This is a genomic window from Roseitranquillus sediminis (assembly GCF_016918935.1).
In the GTDB taxonomy this organism is placed as follows: domain Bacteria; phylum Pseudomonadota; class Alphaproteobacteria; order Rhodobacterales; family Rhodobacteraceae; genus Roseitranquillus; species Roseitranquillus sediminis.
Genome location: NZ_JAFFOB010000015.1, coordinates 431605 through 451259, shown reverse-complemented (window position 1 = coordinate 451259; position 19655 = coordinate 431605). Strand labels below are relative to the sequence as shown.

Sequence of the window (19655 nt, the reverse complement as noted above, 5' to 3'; positions counted from 1 at the left end):
AGTCTCATTCGGGCTCGTCTCCGACGATGGACAGAAGTCCCCGCAGCGGGATGGTGACCCAGAGCGGCCGGCTCGCCAGCTCGTAGCCCACCTCATAGACGGCCTTTTGCACCAGGAAGAGGTCGAGAAGCGCGCGGAATGCCTCCGGGTCCGGCTGCGAGCGGCAGTCCGCCATCGTCTCGGCGTAGGCGTCGAGGTACTCGCGCGTCGCGAAGGCGCGCCACTCCGCCAGGCGACGCGCGGCGTCCGCATGCTCGCCGGTGACGTCGGTGCGGTGGTTGAGCGCCGACCAGGCGGCATAGTCGAGCGAGCGCAGCATGCCGGCCACGTCCCGCGCGGGAGCGGATTTTGCACGACGCTCCTCGACTGGCCGACGAGGTTCACCCTCGAAGTCGATGATCATGAAGTCGTTCTTCACAACCAGGACCTGCCCGAGATGGTAGTCGCCGTGAATCCGCGTGCGCAGACCCGAGGGCGTCATGCTCCGTACCGAGGCCAGCCGCGCCTTGAGACCTTCGCGGTGTCCCAGCACCCGCTCCGCCATCGCCCGACCCTCGTCGGAGAGGTTCGGCAGCGACTGGCCCAGGCGATCGAGGTTCGCGTCCACCTCGGTCTCGACCTCGTCTGCCCACCCCGCCACGTCCTCGGGCCGGATCGGCTCGGGCGCGAAGGCAGGATCATCGGTCTCGACAGAGAGGGCACGATGCATCTCGGCCGTGCGCTGACCGAGCAGCTGCCCCAGCGCCAGGGGACCCGAGAAAGCCTGAACCTCGCCATCTTCCTCCACGGGCAGTTCGGCCCGATCGAGCTCGCGATCGAGGCCGTCGGTCAGGTGGGCCCACGCGTCGCCCTGATTCTGCACGTACTCGAAAGCGGCGCCGAGCGAGATCGGCCCGGCGCTTTCCCGCTCGTAGTCGATACTGCCGAGGAAGGCGGGTGTGCTCTCGAATCCGCCAACGTCGGTGAGGAATCGGGCGACCTCCACGTCGGGCTGCACACCCTCGCGCAGGCGTCGGTAGAGCTTCATGATGACCTTGTCGCCAAACGCGATCGAAGCATTGCTCTGCTCGAACGACAGCGTCCTCGGCTCGCCGATCTCTTCCATCGCGCGCAGGCGATCGCTGCCGCGGAAGACCAGCTTTCCGTCAGGAGCATCGAGGGTCGCGTCATCGCGGAGTGCCGCGAGCATCGCACTCGTCATCGCCTTGTCGGCGGTGCCGTCTATGAGTGCGCCGACGTTCGGCCCGCGCCGCAGCTTGGCGACCGTCGCCGGCAGCGTCGCCGCACCGTGGGTCAGGCTGTCCTCCCCCCAGACCGCGGAGAGCGGCATGAAGTAGAGTTGTGTCTCGTCGCCGAGCCGGACCTCCAGAGCCGAGAGAGAATGCTTGCCACCATCCATCTCGGCCAATCGCGTCAGGCTGACGCCGTCGATCTTGCGGTCCTTGCTGGCGAACCAGCGCTGGAGCGGCAGGAACCGCGGCAGGGTTTCGCGCTCTAGCTGCGCCCCCTCGCGACCGGCGAGCGCCGTGGACACCTTGCCGTCGCGCGTGGTCAGAGTGAGGAATTCCGGCAGGATCGGCGTCACCTCCTGGTGCCAGCGCGGCGCCTCGACCTCGTCCGCCAGGAGGAACCAGTAGAAACCATAGGCCGGCAGGCTCAGGAGGTAAGGCAGGTCACCGACCGGCGGGAAAGGCGAGCGCCCCGTAAGCTCGACCGGCACTCGTCCGTGATAGGCGCTGAGGTCGATCTCGGCGGCCTGTGCCGACCGCGACAGGTTTGCGACGCAAAGCACGGCCTCGTCCTCCGTCTCGCGGATGTAGGCCAGCACCTTTCGGTTCGACGGGTAGAGCAGACGCATCTCGCCACGGCCGAAGACGTCGTGGTTCTTGCGCACCTGGATCATGCGGCGCATCCAGTTGAGCAGGCTCGAGGCGTCGGCCTGCTGCGCCTCGACGTTGATCGCTTGGTAGCCATAGATCGGATCCTGGATCGCCGGCAGGTAGAGCTGCTGCGGGTTCGCCCGGCTGAAGCCGGCGTTGCGGTCCGAGGACCACTGCATCGGCGTCCGGACCCCGTCGCGGTCGCCGAGGTAGTAGTTGTCGCCCATCCCGATCTCGTCGCCGTAGTAGATGATCGGCGTTCCCGGCATGGACATCAGCAGGCTGTTAAGCAGTTCGATCTTGCGCCGGTCGTTCTGCAGGAGCGGCGCGAGGCGGCGACGGATGCCAAGGTTGATACGAGCGCGCTTGTCGCTGGCGTAGGTCTGCCAGAGATAGTCGCGCTCCTTGTCGGTCACCATCTCGAGCGTCAGCTCGTCGTGGTTGCGTAGGAAGATGCCCCACTGGCAGCCCTCGGGAATCTCCGGCGTCTGCCGGATGATGTCGGTGATCGGGTGCCGGTCCTCTTGGGCAATTGCCATGTACATCCGCGGCATCAGCGGGAAGTGGAAGCCCATGTGGCACTCGTCGCCCTCGCCGAAGTAGGGGCGCGTATCCTCCGGCCACTGGTTCGCCTCGGCGAGCAGCATCCGGTCGGTGTACTTCTGGTCCAGTGCGGCCCGGATCTTCTTCAGCACGTCGTGTGTCTCGGGCAGATTCTCATTGTTGGTGCCGTCCCGCTCGACCAGGTACGGAATCGCGTCGAGCCTCAGCCCGTCGACGCCCATATCGAGCCAGAACTCCATGACCTTGATCACTTCCTGCAACACGCGCGGGTTGTCGAAGTTGAGGTCCGGCTGGTGGCTGAAGAAGCGGTGCCAGAAGAACTGCCCCGCCACCGGGTCCCAGGTCCAGTTGGAAGGCTCGGTATCGGTGAAGATGATCCGGGTCTCAGGCCATTTCGTGTCGTCGTCCGACCAGACGTAGAAGTCACGCGCGGCGCTGCCCTTGCGGGCGTTCCGCGCCTTCTGGAACCAACGGTGCTGGTCCGAGGTGTGGTTGATGACCAACTCGGTGATGACGCGCAGGCCCCGCTTGTGCGCTTCGGCGACAAAGCCCCTGAAATCATTCATCTTTCCGTAGGACGGGTTGATTGCGCGATACTCGGCGATGTCGTAGCCGTCATCCCTCAGCGGCGACGGGTAGAACGGCAACAGCCAGATCGCCGTCGCACCCAGCTCCTGGATATGGTCGAGGCGGCGCATCAGGCCGGCGAAGTCGCCCATGCCGTCGCCGTCGCTGTCCTGATAGGCCTTGACGTGAACCTGATAGATGATCGCGTCCCGGTACCAGTCCCACTGAGTCCGGTCGATGATGCCGTCGGTCCGGTTTCTAGGCTTGCTGTCCTGTACGTTCATGCCGCGCCTCCCCGCGGAAGCAACTGCCAGATCGCATAGGGTCGTTGCTCGGGGCTCAGCGACAGCATGTGGGACTTGCCCTCCCATGTGAATGAGTTTCCGTGCAGGAGGTCCCGCACCTCAATCGCACCGTCATCCGGCAGCCCGAACTCCCACAGCGGAACCTCGAAGGCGAAGTTGCGCGGCGCGAACGGGTCGAGCAGGACGTGGAACAGCAGGTAGCTGTGCGTCGCCTCGTCGAACTTGCCGTAGTAGAGCACCGCGTCGTCGTGGGCGGTGAAGAACCTCAGATTGGTGAAGTCAGCCATCGCCGGATGCTCGTGCCGGATCGAGTTCATCAGGCGGATGTCGTCCTTGATGTGCCCCTCGCGATCGAAGTCCCAATCCCTCAGCTGGTACTTCTCGCTGTCGAGGTACTCCTCCTTGCCCGGCACCGGCGTGGCTTCGTTGATCTCGTATCCGTTGTAGACGCCGTAATTCCCGCCGAGCGAGGCGGCGAGCACCAGCCGGCTGCGAAAGCCCGGCCGGCCCGAGGTCTGCAGGAAAACAGGATTGATGTCGGGCGTATTGACGAAGAAGTTCGGCCGCATGTAATGACGGCACTCCTCCGTCGTCAGCTCCGTCAGATACTCCGTCAGCTCGTGCTTGGTGTTGCGCCAAGTGAAGTAGCTGTAGCTCTGGTTGAAGCCCACCTTGGCGAGCCGCTTCATCAGCTTGGGCCTCGTAAACGCCTCCGCGAGGAACACCGTGTCGGGATACTTCTCGCGCACTTCGGCGATCATCCACTCCCAGAACGGGAACGGCTTGGTGTGCGGGTTGTCGACACGGAAGATCTTCACGCCGTGGTCGATCCAGAAAAGGACGATGTCCCTGAGCTCGTACCAGAGGTCGGGGATCGCCTTTCTGTAGAAGTGGACGTTGACGATGTCCTCGTATTTCTTTGGCGGGTTCTCTGCGAACTTGATGGTGCCATCGGGTCGCCAGTCAAACCACTCCGGATGCTCCTTGATCCACGGATGGTCGGGCGAGCACTGGATCGCGAAGTCGATCGCCACCTCGAGGCCGTGCCTGTTCGCCTCCTTCACCAGCCGGTCGAAGTCCTTCAGCGTGCCGAGCGCGGGATGCACCTCGCGATGCCCGCCCTCCTCGGAGCCGATGGCATAGGGGCTACCGGGGTCGTCGGGCGCGGGAGTGAGTGTGTTGTTGCGGCCCTTGCGGTTCGTCTTCCCGATCGGGTGGATCGGCGGGAAGTAGAGCACGTCGAAGCCAAGGTCGCGCACGTAGTCGAGACGGCCGATGACGTCCTTGAAAGTGCCATGCTCGCCATCCGGCCCCCACGACCGCGGCATCAGCTCGTACCAGGCCGAGAACGCCGCCTTGACCGGATCGACGAAGACCGCCAGCTCCTTCTCGTAGCGCGTCAGGTTCACCCGCGGCCCGGCGCGAAGCATCAGCTCGAGCGCAGCGTCCGACATCAGCAGGTCGATCCGCTGGTGCGGCGCGGCCGGCGTGACTTGGTCGAGCAGCTCTTTCAGCGCCTTCCGGTCCTCGCGGGACGGGCGCGGCCTGGCTTCGAGCGCCGCCTGGACAAGCTCGCGCCCCTCCTCCGCCTCGAGCGTCACGTCGAGGCCCGCGGCGATCTTCTTGCCGGTGTCCTTGTGCCAGTTGGCGAACAGGTCGCGCCAGGCGATGATGCTGTAGCCCCACGGGCCGATGTCGGGGAAAGAGGTGGTCGCGGTCCAGCGATCGTTGATGACATGCGTCATCTCGACCTCACTCTCCTCCCGCGCCCCGTCGGCGCGCGTCACCAGCGCGGCGCGGATGACGTCGTGCCCGTCGCTGAAGACATCCGCCTCCACCTCGAAGGGCCAACCGACTACCGCTCGGGCCGGGAACCGGCCACCGTCGATCTCCGGGTCGATCCCCTCGATGGCGATGCGTCGTTCCGCGAGCGCGCCGAGATCCGGACGGGCGAGAATCGATCCCTTGCGTGTCGACGAGCGTGCCATCTGTTCCCCCGTTTCGTTCGCGCGTGAGCGTGCGCCTTTGCTGATACAATGCGGCACCGACGGCGACAGGTCCAACGAACCTGTGGTCGCTACCAGAAACGTCAGAAATAAACTTGCGGCTCCTGAGCCGGTTGTCGAGCGGGAGCCGCGATCGCGGCGCCCGCGCGTCAGGTGCCGGTGGCCGCGCGGGCGATCTCGTCCAGGAGGGACTGCACCTTCTGCATCTCGCCCTCGGGCAGGTTGCGGTAGCCGACGGCGACCTCGCCGTCCCGCTCGGTCACGAAGATGCCGTAGGGACAGTGGGCGATGTTCATCGGGTCGGCCTCCATCACCTCGCGCGAGACGGCGGCCGAGCAGAACAAAAACACGTCGGCCGCGTCGAAGAGGCGCACGTTGCTGCCCACGTCCTCGGCTGTCCGCTCCAGCATCGCGCCGACATGGCTCACGTAGTCGATGACGAGGCCGCGCCCGATGATCGCCTGCTCGACCTCGAACGCCGCGTCCTCGAAGCTGCCGTCGTAGGCGTAGGTCGTCGCCTCCTGCGCGGCTGCGGCACCGCCGAGCAGAAACGACGCGACGATGGGAAGGCCGATCCGTGCCATGCTTTTCTCCTCCGTCAGCCGTCGATACTTCCAAGGTACGCGATCATCGCGTCGATGTCCTCTTCGGACTGCATTCCGCGGAAGGCCATCTTGGTCCCCGTCATGTAGCCGCGCGGGTCTGCCAGGAAGTCGTGCAGGGACACAGCGTCCCACACGAGGCCCGCTTCGCCCGCGTTCGCCATGGCGCTCGAATAGCGATAATCATCGACGCCACCCGCCACGCGTCCGATAACGCCGTTCAGGTGCGGGCCGACGCGGTTGTCCGCGCCCTCGCCGACCTCGTGACAGGCGCGGCACTGGCGAAAGAGCGCCTCGCCCAACGCGACGAGTTCCGGGTCCGCGCCGACCATCGTGAGGCTACCCTCCGCGTCCGACGGCTCGATGTCCCTGGCCGCGGCCGCAAGGTTCGGGTTGCCTTGATCGGCTGCCGCCGCGGCCTCGCCGCGCGCCTCGCGCGCCTCCTGATCCTCGGGCGTCACGTCGAGGACCGCGGCCCGCATGGTGATACCGACGTTCTCTTTGCAGTCGGTCATGCACGCCTCGCCCGAGAAGAGCGGCAGCTCGACCTCCTCGCGGTCGTCGAGGAAGAAGCCGTCTTCGTTTGGCAACGGAGTCTCCGCCAGGTTCGCCCGGTCCAGCACGAAGTCGTCCGGCACGAGGTCGTTGAGGTAGAGCAGATAGGCCGTCAGCGCGTAGACCTCGTCCGCCGTCAGGGACTGCGCGTCGCCGAACGGCATCGCCCGGTGGACGTAGTCCCAGACGGTGGAGAGATACGGCCAGTAGGAGCCGACGGTCTTGACCGGCCGCGTCCCGTCGAGCGTGCCGAAGCCGCCCATCAGGACCGGCCAGCGCCCCGCTCCCTCGCCGAACGCGCCATGGCAGGTCGAGCATAGGTCGAGGTAGATCTCCTCGCCGGTCAGGACGTCGCCCGACCCTTCGGGCAGCCCGGCGCCGTCCGGCCTGACGTCGATGTCCCAGGCCGCGATCTCCTCCGGCAGGGCCGGCCGGCCGAGGCCGAGCGTCTCGGCCGATGCCGGGGCCGCGAGGACGAGCGCGAGACTAAGACACCTCAACATTCTCCGCCTCCCCCTTCTCGTTGACGGCCCAGGTCTGGATGCCGTTGTTGTGGTAGATCGACTCGGCGCCGCGGATCTCGCGCAGCGCGTGCTTCGTCGGCTGGACATAGCCGGTCGAGTCGTGCGCCCGGCTCTGCAGCAGCAGCGGCCGGCCGTCCCAGTCGAACTCGTGGTAGAAGCGGTGCACCGACTTCGGCAGGCTCGGCCCGTCGATGCGCCCCTCTACCCAGTTGGCGCCGCCATCGAGGCTCACGTCCACCCGCGGGACGGTGCCGCGGCCTGACCAGGCGATGCCGGTGATGACCGTCGGCCCGGGACCGTGGGTGATCGGCGCCTGCGGACTGGGGCTGGTGATCACTGACTTCGCGTCCATCTCCCAGGTGAAGCGTCGCGCCTCACCGTTGGACAGGAGGTCCGTGTACTTCGACGTCTCCTCTCGGTGGTGCCAGGGCTGGTCGCCGACCTCGATCCGGCGGAGCCACTTCACCCACATGTTGCCTTCCCAGCCGGGCACCACCAACCGCAGCGGATAGCCCTGTTCGGGACGCAGCGCCTCGCCGTTCATCTTGAAGGCGACCATGCAATCATCGAGCGCCTTCTCCAGCGGGATCGAGCGCGTCATCGCGCTGGCGTCCGCGCCCTCGGGCAGGATCCAGGCGGCGCTGCCCTTCAGCCCCGCCTCCTCCAGGATCAGCCTCAGCGGGATGCCGGTATACATCACGTTGTGGATCATGCCGTGGGTGTACTGACAGCCATTGAGCTGCGCCCCGCGCCACTCCATCCCGGTGTTCGCCGCGCACTCCAGGAAGTAGATGCGGTTCTCCCGCGGGAAGCGCTTGAGGTCCTCCATCGTGAAGACCAGCGGCGTGTCGACGAGGCCGTTGATCATCAGCCGGTGCTCGGCCGGGTCTATTTCGGCTATTCCGGCGTGGTGCCGCTCGAAGCAGAGGCCGTTCGGCGTGATGATCCCGTCGAGTTCGTGCAGCGGCGTGAAGTTGACACTGCTCACCGGGTCGGCGGTCAGCCAGTCCACGTTGCGCCGCACGACATGCGCCTCGTGCTCCGACGGAACGCCATAAGGTCGTGCGTCAACCCCCTCGCCCAGCGCCTGCATCCAGGGCTGCAACTCGACGATCGCCGGGTCCGGCGTCTGCGCGCGGACGCCTCCCGCGGCAGCCGCGCCCGCCAGCGCCGACGTCAGGAACGTTCGGCGGGTAGGTCCCTTCGCCATCCTTTCGATCCTCCCATCATCTTATTCTCTTAAGTGAATACGATAATGGGTGACCGGTCAAATACCTTCGACGATGACGCTGTCGTTCGGCGGCACGGCGACCGTTCCACGACGTGCGATGTAAGCCTCGAGGACGTCCCAGATCGGCGGCCCCTCCGTGCCCTCGTTGACGCTCGCCCAACCCGCCACGACGTATGCCCGCGTCGGGTCGATCGGCTCGCCGGTGGCGAGCAGCGTCATGTCGCTGATCCGCTGTCCCTGCGTCGCGCCGACGTCGATGCGATAGCCCATGCCACCGACACGCACCATGTCGCCGCCCTGCTGATAGTAGGGGTCAGGGTGGAACAGGTTGTCCGCCACGTCCTCCAGCACCAGCTTCAGCGTCTCGCCGGTCATCTCGGTCCGGTACGCCTCGGGATAGGTCATCGCGGTGGCGTTGAAGATGTCCTCGCGCGTGATGTCCTGCCCCGGCAGCACGCTCGCGCCCCAGCGGAAGCCTGGGCTGAGGGCGATCTCCGCCTCCCGCTCCGAAAGCAGCGCCTGGCAGATCAAGTCGTCCCACGTGCCGTTGAAGTTTCCGCGGCGGAAGAGCAACGTGTCTGTCTGGCCGATCACCTCCGACAGCTCGTCGGCGAAGGGCGCGCGCGCCGCCGCGACCAGCGCCGCCATCTCCGGGTCCGGCGCGATCACGTCCGAGAAGATCGGGATCAGCTTGTGCCGCAGGCCCTGCACGCCGCCGTCGCGCACGTCGAGGTCGACGCGGCTCAGGAACTTGCCGTGGCTGCCGCTAGCGATCAGGTGTGTCTGGCCGACCTGCACCGGGAACGGCAGCGCGTCGTGGGTGTGGCCGGTCAGGATCACGTCGATGCCGGGCACGTTGCCGGCCATCCGGCGGTCCACGTCGAAGCCGTTGTGGCTCAGCACCACCACCACCTCGGCCCCGGCCGCGCGCGCCTCGGCCACCACCTGCGCCATCCGCTCTTCGCGCACGCCGAAGCTGAGGTCGGGGAACATCCACGACGGGTTGGCGATCGGCGTATAGGGAAAGGCCTGGCCGATGACGGCCACCTGCGTGCCGCCGCGCTCGAACATCTGGTAGGGTTGCAGCGCCGGCTCGTCCCAGGTCGCGTCGAAAACGTTGGCGCCGAGGAACGGGAACGCCAGCTCCGTCTCCACGATCTCGGTCACCCGCTCGATGCCGAGCGTGTATTCCCAGTGCGACGTCATCGCCTCGACGCCCAGCGCGTTCATCGCCGCCACCATGTCCGACCCGGCGGTGCGCAGCGCCGTTAGGCTGCCCTGCCAGGTGTCGCCGCCGTCGAGCAGCAGCGCGTCGGGGCGGTCGGCGCGGATCGCGTTGACCACGGTCGCGATCCGGTCGAGGCCGCCCATCCGTCCGTAGGCGCGCGCCAGCGCGACGAAGTCGTCGGGCGTCAGCGCATGGTCCATCGGACTGCCTTCGGCGATGCCGGCCAGCGCCCGCAGCTCCGCCCCCACCAGATGCGGCACCACGCCTGCGGCCTCCCCCACGCCGATGTTGATCGCCGGCTCCCGGAAATAGATGGGCACCGCCTGCGCGTGGATGTCGGTGATGTGGATCAGACTGACGTTGCCGAACGTGTCGAACTGCAGCAGCTGATCCTGCGTCAGCGCCTGCTGCGCCGCCAGTCGCGACCATGCGCCGGGCGCGCCGGTGATGGCGGCGGCAGCCATGCCCGCCTGCATGAAGTGACGGCGCGAGATCATCATCCTGGCCTCCGCATATCCCGGGTATACCCTGCCCGCTGCCGGACAGGGTGGTGCTGCATCAGGTCGAGCCGGATCAGTTCCGGACCGACGGCGCCTCGACCGACAGCCCGTTGCCGCGCGAGGCGACGTAGAGCTCTAGCGCCACGAACTCTGGCGAGCCCACCGGGAAGGTCTCCGCCCGCGTGTCGCGGATGCAGCCGTAGAAGCGCTGGTGCGTCGAGTTCAGCCGTGCATTGCGGAGCCGGTAAACGGGGAAGCCGTTGGTCTGCCCCTGGCTCAGATGGTCGGCGCGAATGTAGTTGCCCCAGTTGTCCTCGTGGCAATTCGCGCAGGCGAGCTCGAGCTGGCCGTAGCGGGTGTAGTAGATCTCCCTGCCCTGCTCCCAGGTGGACTGGGCGGGTCCGTCGATCGCCACGTCGACCGGCATCCCGCGCGAGGCGGTCGAGATCAGCGCCGTCATGTCAATCATCCGGTCGCCGTCATATTCCCAAGCCTCGGCGCCGAGGCGCTCGGTGACGCACTCGTTGATCTGCATCTCCAGCGTCTGGACCTGCTCGCGCTCCTCGTCCCACTTGGGATAGACGGCGCGGACCCCCTCCATGCTCACCGCCGGGTCGTCGTGGCACGAGGCGCAGGACTGCCCCTCGCTGCCCAGCGCCGTGTTCCAGACCTCGGTCGCCTGATCAACCGCCAGCATCGCCGGGTTGTCGAAGTCGTCCATCTGCAGCTGCTGGGTCTCGTCCGTCCGGAACCTCCAGCCCGAGATGATCTCGGGCAGCACGCCGTTCAGATGCTCCGGCGCCTCGGCGCGGGTGGTCATCTCGATCTCGCCGTTGATGACAAGCTCGTCCACCTCGTCGAAGTCGGCGAGGGCCGGGGCGGCGGCGCACACCGCCAGCCCCGTCGCAAGCGCCGCGACATTCAGTCTTCTCATTGCGTTTCCTCCCTCGTCGCGACTTCTGCCGGTCAGCCTACGCTGACCGAGGCCGTCTCTTCGTACACGGACCCGTCGTCGTCGTACCAGGTGAAGACGAAGTCGCCCGACTCCGGGACCTTCGCCTGGAACTCGAAGTACGGGTTCGTCGAGATCGCCGGCTCCAGCGTCACGTCGATCACAGTCTCGCCGTTGAAGGTGGCGACGAAGCGGTTGATGATCGACCGCGGGATGACGTTGCCGCTGGAATCGCGGCGCTGGCCGGACTCCATCTGGTGGCTGATCAGCGTCTTGATGGTGACCGTCTCGCCGGCTTCGGCGGTCGAGGGCACCCGGACGCGGGGTGTCACGTTCTCTGCCATTGTCGTCGTCTCCTGTTAGCCGCCGCAGCCGCCGATGGTGACCTTCACGTTCTGCACTGCACGCGCGAAGCTGCCGTCGGGCATCCGGGCGATCGCGATCACGTCCTGCGTCTCGGCCAGCCGGATGCGGGTCGACGCCTCGTGCGAGCCCGCGAGCGGGCCGAACTTGAAGGTCGCGACCTCGGGGTTCGGGTTGCCGTCGGCGAGGATTGTGACCTCCTCCGCGCCTGGTGCAGAAACGCTGATCGGGACGGTGTTGCCGTTCTCGGCGATCTCGGGCGCCGTCAGCGTCACGCCGGTGTCCGCCATCTCGGCGCCGCCGGTAAAGGCCTGCACCGCCTCGTCCGCGGCGGCCCAGGCCGCGCGCGGCAGGATCGTCAGCGCAGCGGCCCCGAGGCCGAGCGCGAGAACCTCTCTTCTCTCGAACATCTCCAGTCTCCTTGCATGGGGCCGCGCTGGGCGTCACCCCTCCTTGAGCGTCATCAGATAGGCAACCACGTCCTCGATTTCCTGCGCGGTCAGCAACGGGTCCAGATCGCCCTCGGCGGCCTTGCCGGTGAAGGCGTCGCCCGGCCGGACATATCCCTCGACCTTGTAGAAGGCGGGCATGATCGTCCCGGGGAACACGTTCTTCGCATTCGCGACGATGCCGCGCAGCGACGCCTCGCTCCAGCGGTCGCCGACGCCGTCGAGCGGGGGGCCGACCTCGCCGTGGAACGGAAACTCCTCCATGTCGCTGACGGCGTGGCAGGCAATGCAGTTCCCCTGTCCGCGCGATGCCATCACGAGCCGCCCCTGCACCGGATCGCCGGCGGTAGCGGTCAGCGGCTCGCTCACATCTCCGTACTCGTCGTACTGCACGACGGACGGCGGCACCTGCTGTGCCGAAGCCATCCCCGCCGCGACACCCGTCACGGCCAGCGCGAGCGTGATGCGCTTCATGTTTCCTCCCTGGGCTTCTTTTGCCGAAAGCCTACGCACCGTCACCCGGCTGCGCAACAAGTAATTCAAGCCCGCGAATATGATCAGCGGGTATCGCCATCGTCGCGCTCGCGGATCATCCGCGCGTGGTAGCGCTGGAAGTCCTCCTCCGACTGATCGAGGTAGCGCTCCTCGTCAACCCAGGTCAGCAGGTCGAGCGTCGTGCCGGGGGCGAAGGATCCCGGCATGACCGCCACCGCCTGCTCCGCCGCCGACTGGTCCGGGTCGAGCTCGACCGGCAGGAACAGCATCGTCGGCGTGAACATCAGGCCCCACTTGCGCGCCGCGTCCCGCTCGCTCAGCTCCTCGCCGTCGGTGTCGGTGACCTCGGTCGCCCCATGCAGGTTCATCTGCACAACGAAGTAGTTGTCGCGGATGTACTGGTCGACGCGCGGGTCGGCGAAGGTCTCCTCATGCATCTGCGTGCAGTAGATGCAGCCGCGCTGCTCGACCAGCACCATCAGGCGCTTGCCTTCGGCCGCGGCCTCGGCGTGATCCTCCTGCAGGTCCTTGAAGGTGTCGCGCATCCAGTCGGTCTTGTGCAGACCGTCGTCGCCCATCTCCACCGCCCCCGCGGCGGTGGCGGCAACCAGAGCCAGTGCAGCCAACAGTCGTCCCATCTCGATCCTCCTCAGATGAGCAGCCAGAGGCCTGGCGCGGCCTCCAGCATCCAGTTCGCGATCCAGTTGATCGTGTTCGTGCCGATCAGCAAGGCGAAGACGACGAGCAGCACGCCCATCGCCTTCTCCACCTTCGGCAGGTGACGGCGGAAGCCCTTCATCCACCGCATGAACGGCCCGACGAAGAGCGCCGCCAGCACGAAGGGCAGCGTCATGCCGAGGCCATAGACGGTCAGCAGCCGAACGCCCTGCCCCACCGTCTCCTCCCCCGCGGCGGTAAACAGGATCGCCGCCAGCACCGGGCCGACGCAGGGCGTCCAGCCGAAGGCGAAGGCCGCGCCGATGACGAAGGCACCGGCGAGGCTCATGTTCGACGTCTCGCCCGCGTCCGCGCGGAACTGCCGGTAGAGCAGCCCGATCCGCACGACGCCGAGAAAGTGCAGCCCCATCACCAGGATGATCGCCGCCGCGATCCAGCGCAGCACATCGAACCACTCGCGGAAAAGCTGCCCGAAGGCCGTCGCCGTGGCGCCGAAGCCGATGAAGACCACGATGACGCCAAGCGAGAACAGGCTCGCCGTCGCCACCGCCCGCGCCCGCACGGCGCCTGAGACCGCACCGCCGTCGGCGATCTGGTTCATGCTGACGCCAGCCATGTAGCTGAGGTAGAACGGCACGATGGGCAGGATGCAGGGCGACAGGAACGACAGCAGTCCCGCCAGCGCCGCGCCGAGGAGGCTGACGTCGAACATCCCGAAGCCCCTCCCGCTTGTGCCGTTCCGTCAAAGAACCTAGTCTCCGGCAGCGGAGCGCGTCAACATGCAGAACCTCGAATGAGACTCGTCGGAGTGTCGCTGGCCCTCCCGATGGCGCTCGCCGCGCCTCTCGCGGCGGCCGAGTTGGTCATGGTCGAGGAAGCCGGCTGCGTCTGGTGCGCCCGCTGGGACGCCGAGATCGCGCCGATCTATCCACAGACCGAAGAGTCGCGCCTGGCACCGCTGCGCCGCATCCCGCTTCACGGGCCGCACCCAGCTGACATCGTCTTCGACGCGCCGCTCCGGGTGACGCCAACCTTCGTACTGGTCGACGAAGGCGAGGAGGTCGCGCGGATGGAGGGTTATCCCGGCGAGGACTTCTTCTGGGGCCTTCTGGGGCGAATGCTGGACGAACTGGACACGGAGGATACACCATGATGCGTCTCACCGCGCTCCTCGCCGCGCTCGCGCTGCCGGCCGCCGCTCAGGACGATGGTGCCTTCGTCGAGTTCCGCGCGCTGAAGCCAGAGGTCGCGCTCCGCATGGCCGAGGCCGCGCTCGAACACTGCCGCGAGCAAGGTTATCAGGCCGGCGTCACGGTGGTCGACCGCTCCGGCGTGCCGCAGGTCTTCTTGCGGGCGCGCTACGCCGGCCCGCACGTCTTCGAGACCTCGCGCCGCAAGGCCTGGACCGCCGCCAGCTTCCGCACGCCGACCTCCGAGCTCTCCGACGCCACGCAGGCGGGCGAGGACGCATTCGGCATCCGCTATCTCACCGAGGCGCTGCCGCTCGGCGGCGGGCTTCCGGTCGACGCGGGCGGCTCGCTGGTAGCCGCGATCGGCGTCTCGGGCGCGCCGTCGCCCGAGCTCGACGACGAGTGCGCACAGGCGGGGATCGACGCCGTCGCCTTCGAGATTGCCTTCTGATGACGCCGACCGGCTCCTCCGCGCCGTCCGCCGTCGAATTGGACGAGATGACCGCCAGCGCGCAGCAGGCGGCGAGCTTTCTCAAGGCCATCAGTCACGAGGGGCGGCTCCTGATCCTCTGCCACCTCGCGGCCGGCGAGAAATCCGTGACCGAGCTTGAGCACCTGCTCTCGGCGCGGCAGGCAGCGGTGTCGCAGCAGCTGGCACGGCTGCGGCTCGAGGGGCTGGTGGCGTCGCGGCGCGAGGGTAAGGCGATCTACTACGCGATCGCGGACCCACGCGCGCGACGAATGATCGAGACCGTCTACGACCTCTTCTGCGGCGACCGCTGAGCTCTCCCGACGCCTTTCGCGCAGCGCCGCGTCAGTCGGCGACGCCCGGCTGCGAGGAAGTCGATCCCATCCCTCGCCGGCCCCCGTCCGGCCGAACGGCGCCGCGGCGCTCAGACTCCCAGGTAGCGGTCCGTCATCTCCCGCGTCAGATCGCCCGGCCGGCCCATCCAGACATCAGCGCCGCGCTCCAGGATCACGCAGCGGTCCGCCACCGCGCGGATTTCCGCCAGCGACTTGTCCACCAGCAGGATCGACAGCCCGCGCGCCTTCAGCCCAAGGATCGCCTCCCAGATCTCCTGCCGCACCACCGGCGCCAACCCCTCGGTCGCCTCGTCGAGGATCAGGAGGCGCGGGTTCGTCATCAGCGCCCGCCCGATCGTCAGCGTCTGCTGCTCCCCGCCCGAGAGCGTCGCCGCCCGCTGCTGCGAGCGCTCCGCCAGCCGCGGAAACAGCCGTTCCACCGCGCCGAGATCCCACGCGCCCGCCCGCGCCGCCGCGATCAGGTTCTCCCGCACCGTCAGCGGCGCGAAGCAGCGCCGCCCTTCAGGAACCAGTCCGATTCCGAGACGCGCCGTCCGGTGTGCCGGCAGCCGCCGCAGATCCACGCCGGCAAAGCGGATCGCGCCTTCGGACTGCATCAGCCGCATCACGCAGCGGATCGTTGTCGTCTTGCCCATCCCGTTGCGCCCCATCAGCGCCACGACCTCGCCCTCACCAACCGAAAGGCTCACGCCGCGCAGCGCTACCGCGCCGCCGTAGTTCGCCCTCAGGCCCCGCACGTCGAGCAGGCCGCCGCTCACGCCGCCTCGCCGAGATAGACGCGCCGCACGTCGGCATCCGCGCGGATCTCCGCGCCGGTGCCGCTAGCGATCAGCCGGCCCTCCGCCAGTACCGAAACCCGGTCCGACAGCGCGAACACCGCGTCCATGTCATGCTCCACCAGCAGGATCGGCACCCGCGTGCGTAGCCGCGACAGGAGCGCACCCAGTTCCGCCGCCCCCTCGACGCCCATCCCCGCCATCGGCTCGTCGAGCAGCAGGAGCCGCGGCTGCAGCGCCAGCGCCATCGCGATCTCCAGCTTGCGCCGCTCGCCGTGGCTCAGCGCCGCCGCCGGCACGCTCCCGCGCCCCGAGAGCCCTGCATCGGCAATCGCCTCTCGCGCCGGCCCCGTCAGAGCCTCGTCCCGCATCACGTTGCGCCACAGGCCGAACACGCCGCCACGCGAGCCCAGCACCGCGAGCGCCACGTTCTGCAGCACGCTGAAGTCAGGCGCCACCGACGAGACCTGGAAGGTCCGCCCCAGGCCCATCCGCGCCCGTCTCGCGACATCGAGCCGACTGACGTCCCGACCGAGAAGCAGCACCTGCCCCGCATCGGGCCGCACCTCGCCGGCGATGAGGCGGATCAGCGTCGACTTGCCGGCCCCGTTCGGGCCGATCAGCGCGTGGATCTCGCCCGGGCGCAGCTCGAGCGTCACCTCGTCCACCGCCCGCAGCGCGCCGAACCCGCGACTCAACCGCTCTGCCCTGAGGACTGGCTCAGCCATCCCGCCCCGCCAGCGCGCCCATGATGCCTCCGCGCGCGAAGAGGACCACCATGAGCAGCATCGCGCCAAGAAAGAACTGCCAGTAGTCGCTAATACCGCCCAGCAGATGCTCGAGCGCGATGAAGAGCATCGCGCCCGCGACCGGCCCGAAGAGCCGGCCCACGCCGCCCAGGATCACCAGCACCAGGAGTTCGCCCGAGGTCTGCCAGCTCAACATCGCCGGGCTCACGAAGCGGTTGAGGTCGGTATAGAGCGCACCGGCGAGGCCCGTCAGCGCGCCCGAGAGGACGAACGCCCCCAGGAGCACGCTCTTCGGCCGTATGCCGACCGCGGCCAGCCGCTGCCGGTTCTGCCGCGCCGCCTGAAGCGCCAGCCCCAAACGGCTGCCGGCGATCCGCCAACTCAGCCAGAGCGCCAGCATCAACCAGCCGTAGGCGATGGCGAAGAACTGCAGCGGCGCCATCGTGTTCACGCCCGGAAAGCGACTGCGGACGTAGGTCGGCAGCCCGTCCTCGCCGCCGTAGGCCGGCCATGACACCATGAAGTAGAAAGCCATCTGCCCGAAGGCGAGCGTGATCATGATGAAGAACACGCCCGTCGTCCTCAGGCTCAGCGCGCCGATGACAAGCGCGCCCAGCGCGGCCGCCGCAACCGCCACCGGCCAGATCGCCAGCATCTGTGTGGTGCCGCCGATTTCCAGCGGCCAGGTCACGATTGGACGCCCGCTCATCCCGTGACTCGCCAGCACGCCCGCCGCATAGCCGCCGAGGCCGAAGAAGGCGGCGTGCCCAAAGCTTACGAGCCCGCCGTAGCCCAGCGCCAGGTTCAGCCCCACCCCGGCCAGCGCCAGGATCGCCGCCCGCGTCGCCAGCGTCACCCAGAACGGCTCGCCGGCCGCCATCGCGAGAAGCGGCACCGCCAGCAGCCCTAGCGACAGCGCCGTATTCACCCTCGCCTCCCGCGACCAGCGCCGTGCGGGAGCCTGCACCGCCGCCGCCGTCATGCCGGCGCGCCGAAGAGGCCGCCGGGCCGCCAGACCAGCACGGCCGCCATGAGGATGTAGATCGACATGGATGCGAGCGCGGACCCGACCGCGTTCGCCGCCGATGCCTCCATCGCCAGCGCGAACGCCTGCGGCAGCAGAACCCGCCCCAGCGTATCGGTCAGCCCCACCAGCAGCGAACCGAGGAGCGCGCCGCGGATCGACCCGATCCCGCCGATCACGATCACCACGAAGGCCAGGATCAGCACAGGCTCGCCCATGCCCACCTGCACCGACTGCACCGTCCCCACCAGCGCGCCTGCCAGCCCCGCCAGCGCCGCGCCGAGCGCGAAGACCACCGTGTAGAGCCGCCCGATGTCCACCCCGAGCGCGGCGATCATCTCGCGGTCCGCCTCGCCCGCGCGGATGCGCACGCCGATCCGGGTCCGCCCGATCAGCCAGAAGAGCACCGCCGCCACCGCCAGCCCGACACCGATCAGCGCCAGCCGGAACTCCGGGTAGACGATCCCGCCGGGCAGCGTCACCGAGCCGGCCAATACTGCCGGCACGTCGAGATAGAGCGGAAACGATCCGAACGCCCAGCGCGTGCCCTCGGAGAACATCAGGATCAGCGCGAAGGTTGCCAGCACCTGGTCAAGATGGTCGCGGTTATAAAGCCGGCGGATCACCACGACCTCGACCAGCGCCCCCGCCGCCGCCGCCGCACCGAGCGCCGCCGCGAGGCCCAGCCAGAATGACCCCGTCGCCGCCGCGACCGCCGCGCAGGCGAAGGCCCCTACCATGTAGAGCGACCCGTGGGCGAGGTTGATGAGTCCCATCACCCCGAAGACCAGCGTGAGCCCTGCCGCCATCAGGAACAGCATCAGGCCGAACTGCACGCCGTTCAGCACCTGCTCGATCAGCAGGAGCAGGCTCATGCCAACGCCCCGTCAGGCTGTCCCGCATAGGTGCGGCCGGCGCGGAGGTCTGCGGGTGGGCGGATGGGGCCGACCTCCGCGCCGGCCGCGCCCGCCCACCCGCGCTGCGGCCTCACATCCGGCACTGGTCGGCGTAGGCGTCTGCGTGGTCCTCGAGCGCGACGCCGACGATCCGGTTCGTCAGCTCCCCGTCCGCCTCGACCACTTCGCGCACGTAGATGTCCTGGATCGGATGGTGGTTCGGACCGAAGGCGAAGTCGCCCCTTGTGCTCTCGAAGTCCGCCGCCTCAACCGCCGAACGGAACGCGTCCGCGTCATCGGGATGCGCCGTCTCCAGCGCGCTCAGGATCAGGTTCGCCGTGTCGTACCCCTGGCTCGCATAGAGCGACGGCGTCCGCCCGTAGGCCTCGCGGAACGACGCCACGAACGCCTGGTTCGCCGCGTTATCGAGGTCCGGCGACCATTGCGCCGTGTTGCGTGCGCCGAGCGCCGCCTCTCCCACCGCCGGCAGGATGTCCTGGCTGAACGAGAACGCCGGCCCGATCAGCGGCAGCTCGACGCCCGACTGGTCGTACTGCTTGAGAAAGCTGATCCCCATCCCGCCCGGCAGGAAGAAGAACACCGCGTCCGCGTCGCTCGCCCGGATCTGCGCGATCTCGGCGGCGTAATCCGTCTGGCCAAGCTGGGTATAGACCTCGCCCGCGACCTCGCCCTCGAAGAACCGCTTGAAGCCCGTCAGCGAATCCTGCCCCGCCGGATAGTTCGGCGCCATGATGAAGACGCGGCCATAGCCTGCGTCGTTGGCGTGCGCCCCCGCCGCCTCATGCATGTTGTCGTTCTGGTATGATACGCTGAAGTAGTTCTCGTGGCACATCTCACCGGCGAGTTGAGACGGGCCGGCATTGGCCGAAAGGTAGAACCTGCCCTGCGCCGTCGCCGAAGGCACCACGGCCATCGCGAGGTTCGAGAAGATGATGCCGGTCAGGATGTCAACGTCCTCGGACTGGATCATCTCGTCGGCAATCTGCACGGCCACGTCGGGCTTCTGCTGGTCGTCCTCGACGATCAGCTCGACCTCGTGCCCCTCGGCCTGGTCGAGAGCCAGCTGAAAGCCGTCCCGCACGTCGATGCCGAGGCCCGCGCCACCGCCCGAAAGCGTCGTGATCATCCCCACCTTCACCGGCTCGGCTGAGGCCGATCCGCCCATCAGCCCCACAGCCACCGCCACGATCGTCATCGTCCGCATACGCCGTCTCTCCCCGTTGTCTCCCGGCCGGTCTCCGGCCGGCCCCATGCGTTCTGGTAAGCAAACAGGCC

Annotated in this window: 20 protein-coding genes and 1 pseudogene; 3 read left to right on the top strand and 18 right to left on the bottom strand. The window is 68.0% G+C overall.

Features of this window, described 5'->3' with window-relative positions; translation table 11 throughout:
- Positions 1 to 4: 4 nt before the first annotated feature.
- From treS to JM664_RS10260, 12 genes are all read right to left on the bottom strand, one after another.
- Positions 5 to 3295, bottom strand: coding sequence for a maltose alpha-D-glucosyltransferase (gene treS, locus JM664_RS10315; RefSeq protein ID WP_227419816.1), 3291 nt, complete (start codon positions 3293 to 3295; stop codon positions 5 to 7).
- Entirely contained in the window at positions 3292 to 5304 is a 2013-nt protein-coding gene (locus JM664_RS10310) for an alpha-1,4-glucan--maltose-1-phosphate maltosyltransferase (protein WP_227419815.1), read from the bottom strand. Before JM664_RS10310 ends, treS begins: the two co-directional genes overlap by 4 nt.
- Before the next feature lie 167 nt (positions 5305 to 5471).
- Positions 5472 to 5906 carry a DUF302 domain-containing protein gene (locus tag JM664_RS10305; RefSeq protein ID WP_227419814.1) on the bottom strand — a complete coding sequence of 145 codons (435 nt, stop codon included), beginning with the start codon at positions 5904 to 5906 and terminating at the stop codon, positions 5472 to 5474.
- A 14-nt stretch (positions 5907 to 5920) separates the two neighbouring features.
- Positions 5921 to 6982 carry a c-type cytochrome gene (locus JM664_RS10300; protein WP_227419813.1) on the bottom strand — a complete coding sequence of 354 codons (1062 nt, stop codon included), beginning with the start codon at positions 6980 to 6982 and terminating at the stop codon, positions 5921 to 5923.
- Positions 6966 to 8213, bottom strand: a complete 1248-nt coding sequence (gene soxC, locus JM664_RS10295; protein ID WP_227419812.1) for a sulfite dehydrogenase — start codon at positions 8211 to 8213, stop codon at positions 6966 to 6968. The genes JM664_RS10300 and soxC overlap by 17 nt, the downstream gene beginning before the upstream one ends.
- A 57-nt stretch (positions 8214 to 8270) precedes the next feature.
- A complete protein-coding gene (soxB, locus tag JM664_RS10290; RefSeq protein WP_227419966.1) occupies positions 8271 to 9959 on the bottom strand; it encodes a thiosulfohydrolase SoxB in 1689 nt (562 codons plus the stop codon).
- 76 nt (positions 9960 to 10035) lie between these two features.
- Positions 10036 to 10896, bottom strand: a complete 861-nt coding sequence (gene soxA, locus JM664_RS10285; RefSeq protein ID WP_227419811.1) for a sulfur oxidation c-type cytochrome SoxA — start codon at positions 10894 to 10896, stop codon at positions 10036 to 10038.
- A 32-nt stretch (positions 10897 to 10928) separates the two neighbouring features.
- Positions 10929 to 11258 carry a thiosulfate oxidation carrier complex protein SoxZ gene (gene soxZ / locus JM664_RS10280; RefSeq protein ID WP_227419810.1) on the bottom strand — a complete coding sequence of 110 codons (330 nt, stop codon included), beginning with the start codon at positions 11256 to 11258 and terminating at the stop codon, positions 10929 to 10931.
- Positions 11259 to 11273: 15 nt separating this feature from the next.
- Positions 11274 to 11687, bottom strand: coding sequence for a thiosulfate oxidation carrier protein SoxY (soxY, locus tag JM664_RS10275; RefSeq protein WP_227419809.1), 414 nt, complete (start codon positions 11685 to 11687; stop codon positions 11274 to 11276).
- A gap of 33 nt (positions 11688 to 11720) precedes the next feature.
- Positions 11721 to 12200, bottom strand: a complete 480-nt coding sequence (gene soxX, locus JM664_RS10270) for a sulfur oxidation c-type cytochrome SoxX (RefSeq protein ID WP_227419808.1) — start codon at positions 12198 to 12200, stop codon at positions 11721 to 11723.
- A gap of 83 nt (positions 12201 to 12283) precedes the next feature.
- On the bottom strand, positions 12284 to 12859 hold the full coding sequence (locus JM664_RS10265) for a thioredoxin family protein (protein WP_227419807.1): 576 nt from the start codon (positions 12857 to 12859) through the stop codon (positions 12284 to 12286).
- An 11-nt stretch (positions 12860 to 12870) separates the two neighbouring features.
- Positions 12871 to 13611: a cytochrome c biogenesis CcdA family protein gene (locus tag JM664_RS10260; RefSeq protein WP_227419806.1), complete on the bottom strand. Its 741-nt coding sequence runs from the start codon at positions 13609 to 13611 to the stop codon at positions 12871 to 12873.
- 81 nt (positions 13612 to 13692) lie between these two features.
- Here JM664_RS10260 and JM664_RS10255 point away from each other — a divergent pair, with 81 nt between their 5' ends.
- The 3 genes from JM664_RS10255 to JM664_RS10245 are packed head-to-tail and all read left to right on the top strand — an operon-like array spanning position 13693 to position 14872.
- Positions 13693 to 14052, top strand: coding sequence for a thioredoxin domain-containing protein (locus JM664_RS10255; RefSeq protein WP_227419805.1), 360 nt, complete (start codon positions 13693 to 13695; stop codon positions 14050 to 14052).
- Positions 14049 to 14540, top strand: coding sequence for a GlcG/HbpS family heme-binding protein (locus JM664_RS10250; protein ID WP_227419804.1), 492 nt, complete (start codon positions 14049 to 14051; stop codon positions 14538 to 14540). Before JM664_RS10255 ends, JM664_RS10250 begins: the two co-directional genes overlap by 4 nt.
- 47 nt (positions 14541 to 14587) lie before the next feature.
- Positions 14588 to 14872, top strand: a complete 285-nt coding sequence (locus JM664_RS10245; protein ID WP_406675790.1) for an ArsR/SmtB family transcription factor — start codon at positions 14588 to 14590, stop codon at positions 14870 to 14872.
- A gap of 110 nt (positions 14873 to 14982) precedes the next feature.
- Here the strand turns inward: JM664_RS10245 and JM664_RS10240 are convergent, their stop codons facing one another.
- From JM664_RS10240 to JM664_RS10220, 6 genes and pseudogenes are all read right to left on the bottom strand, one after another.
- Positions 14983 to 15672 (bottom strand): ABC transporter ATP-binding protein, encoded by a 690-nt coding sequence (locus JM664_RS10240; protein WP_227419802.1) that lies wholly within the window; start codon positions 15670 to 15672, stop codon positions 14983 to 14985.
- A complete protein-coding gene (locus tag JM664_RS19020) occupies positions 15669 to 15800 on the bottom strand; it encodes an ABC transporter ATP-binding protein C-terminal domain-containing protein (RefSeq protein WP_406675789.1) in 132 nt (43 codons plus the stop codon). Before JM664_RS19020 ends, JM664_RS10240 begins: the two co-directional genes overlap by 4 nt.
- A 99-nt stretch (positions 15801 to 15899) precedes the next feature.
- Positions 15900 to 16361, bottom strand: a pseudogene (locus JM664_RS19015) (ATP-binding cassette domain-containing protein); the annotation flags it as partial.
- A gap of 49 nt (positions 16362 to 16410) precedes the next feature.
- Positions 16411 to 17421, bottom strand: a complete 1011-nt coding sequence (locus JM664_RS10230; protein WP_227419800.1) for a branched-chain amino acid ABC transporter permease — start codon at positions 17419 to 17421, stop codon at positions 16411 to 16413.
- Entirely contained in the window at positions 17418 to 18338 is a 921-nt protein-coding gene (locus JM664_RS10225) for a branched-chain amino acid ABC transporter permease (protein ID WP_227419799.1), read from the bottom strand. Before JM664_RS10225 ends, JM664_RS10230 begins: the two co-directional genes overlap by 4 nt.
- A gap of 112 nt (positions 18339 to 18450) precedes the next feature.
- The gene (locus tag JM664_RS10220; RefSeq protein WP_406675788.1) at positions 18451 to 19575 is read right to left on the bottom strand and encodes an ABC transporter substrate-binding protein; all 1125 of its coding nucleotides are present in this window, start codon (positions 19573 to 19575) and stop codon (positions 18451 to 18453) included.
- Positions 19576 to 19655: the final 80 nt, after the last annotated feature.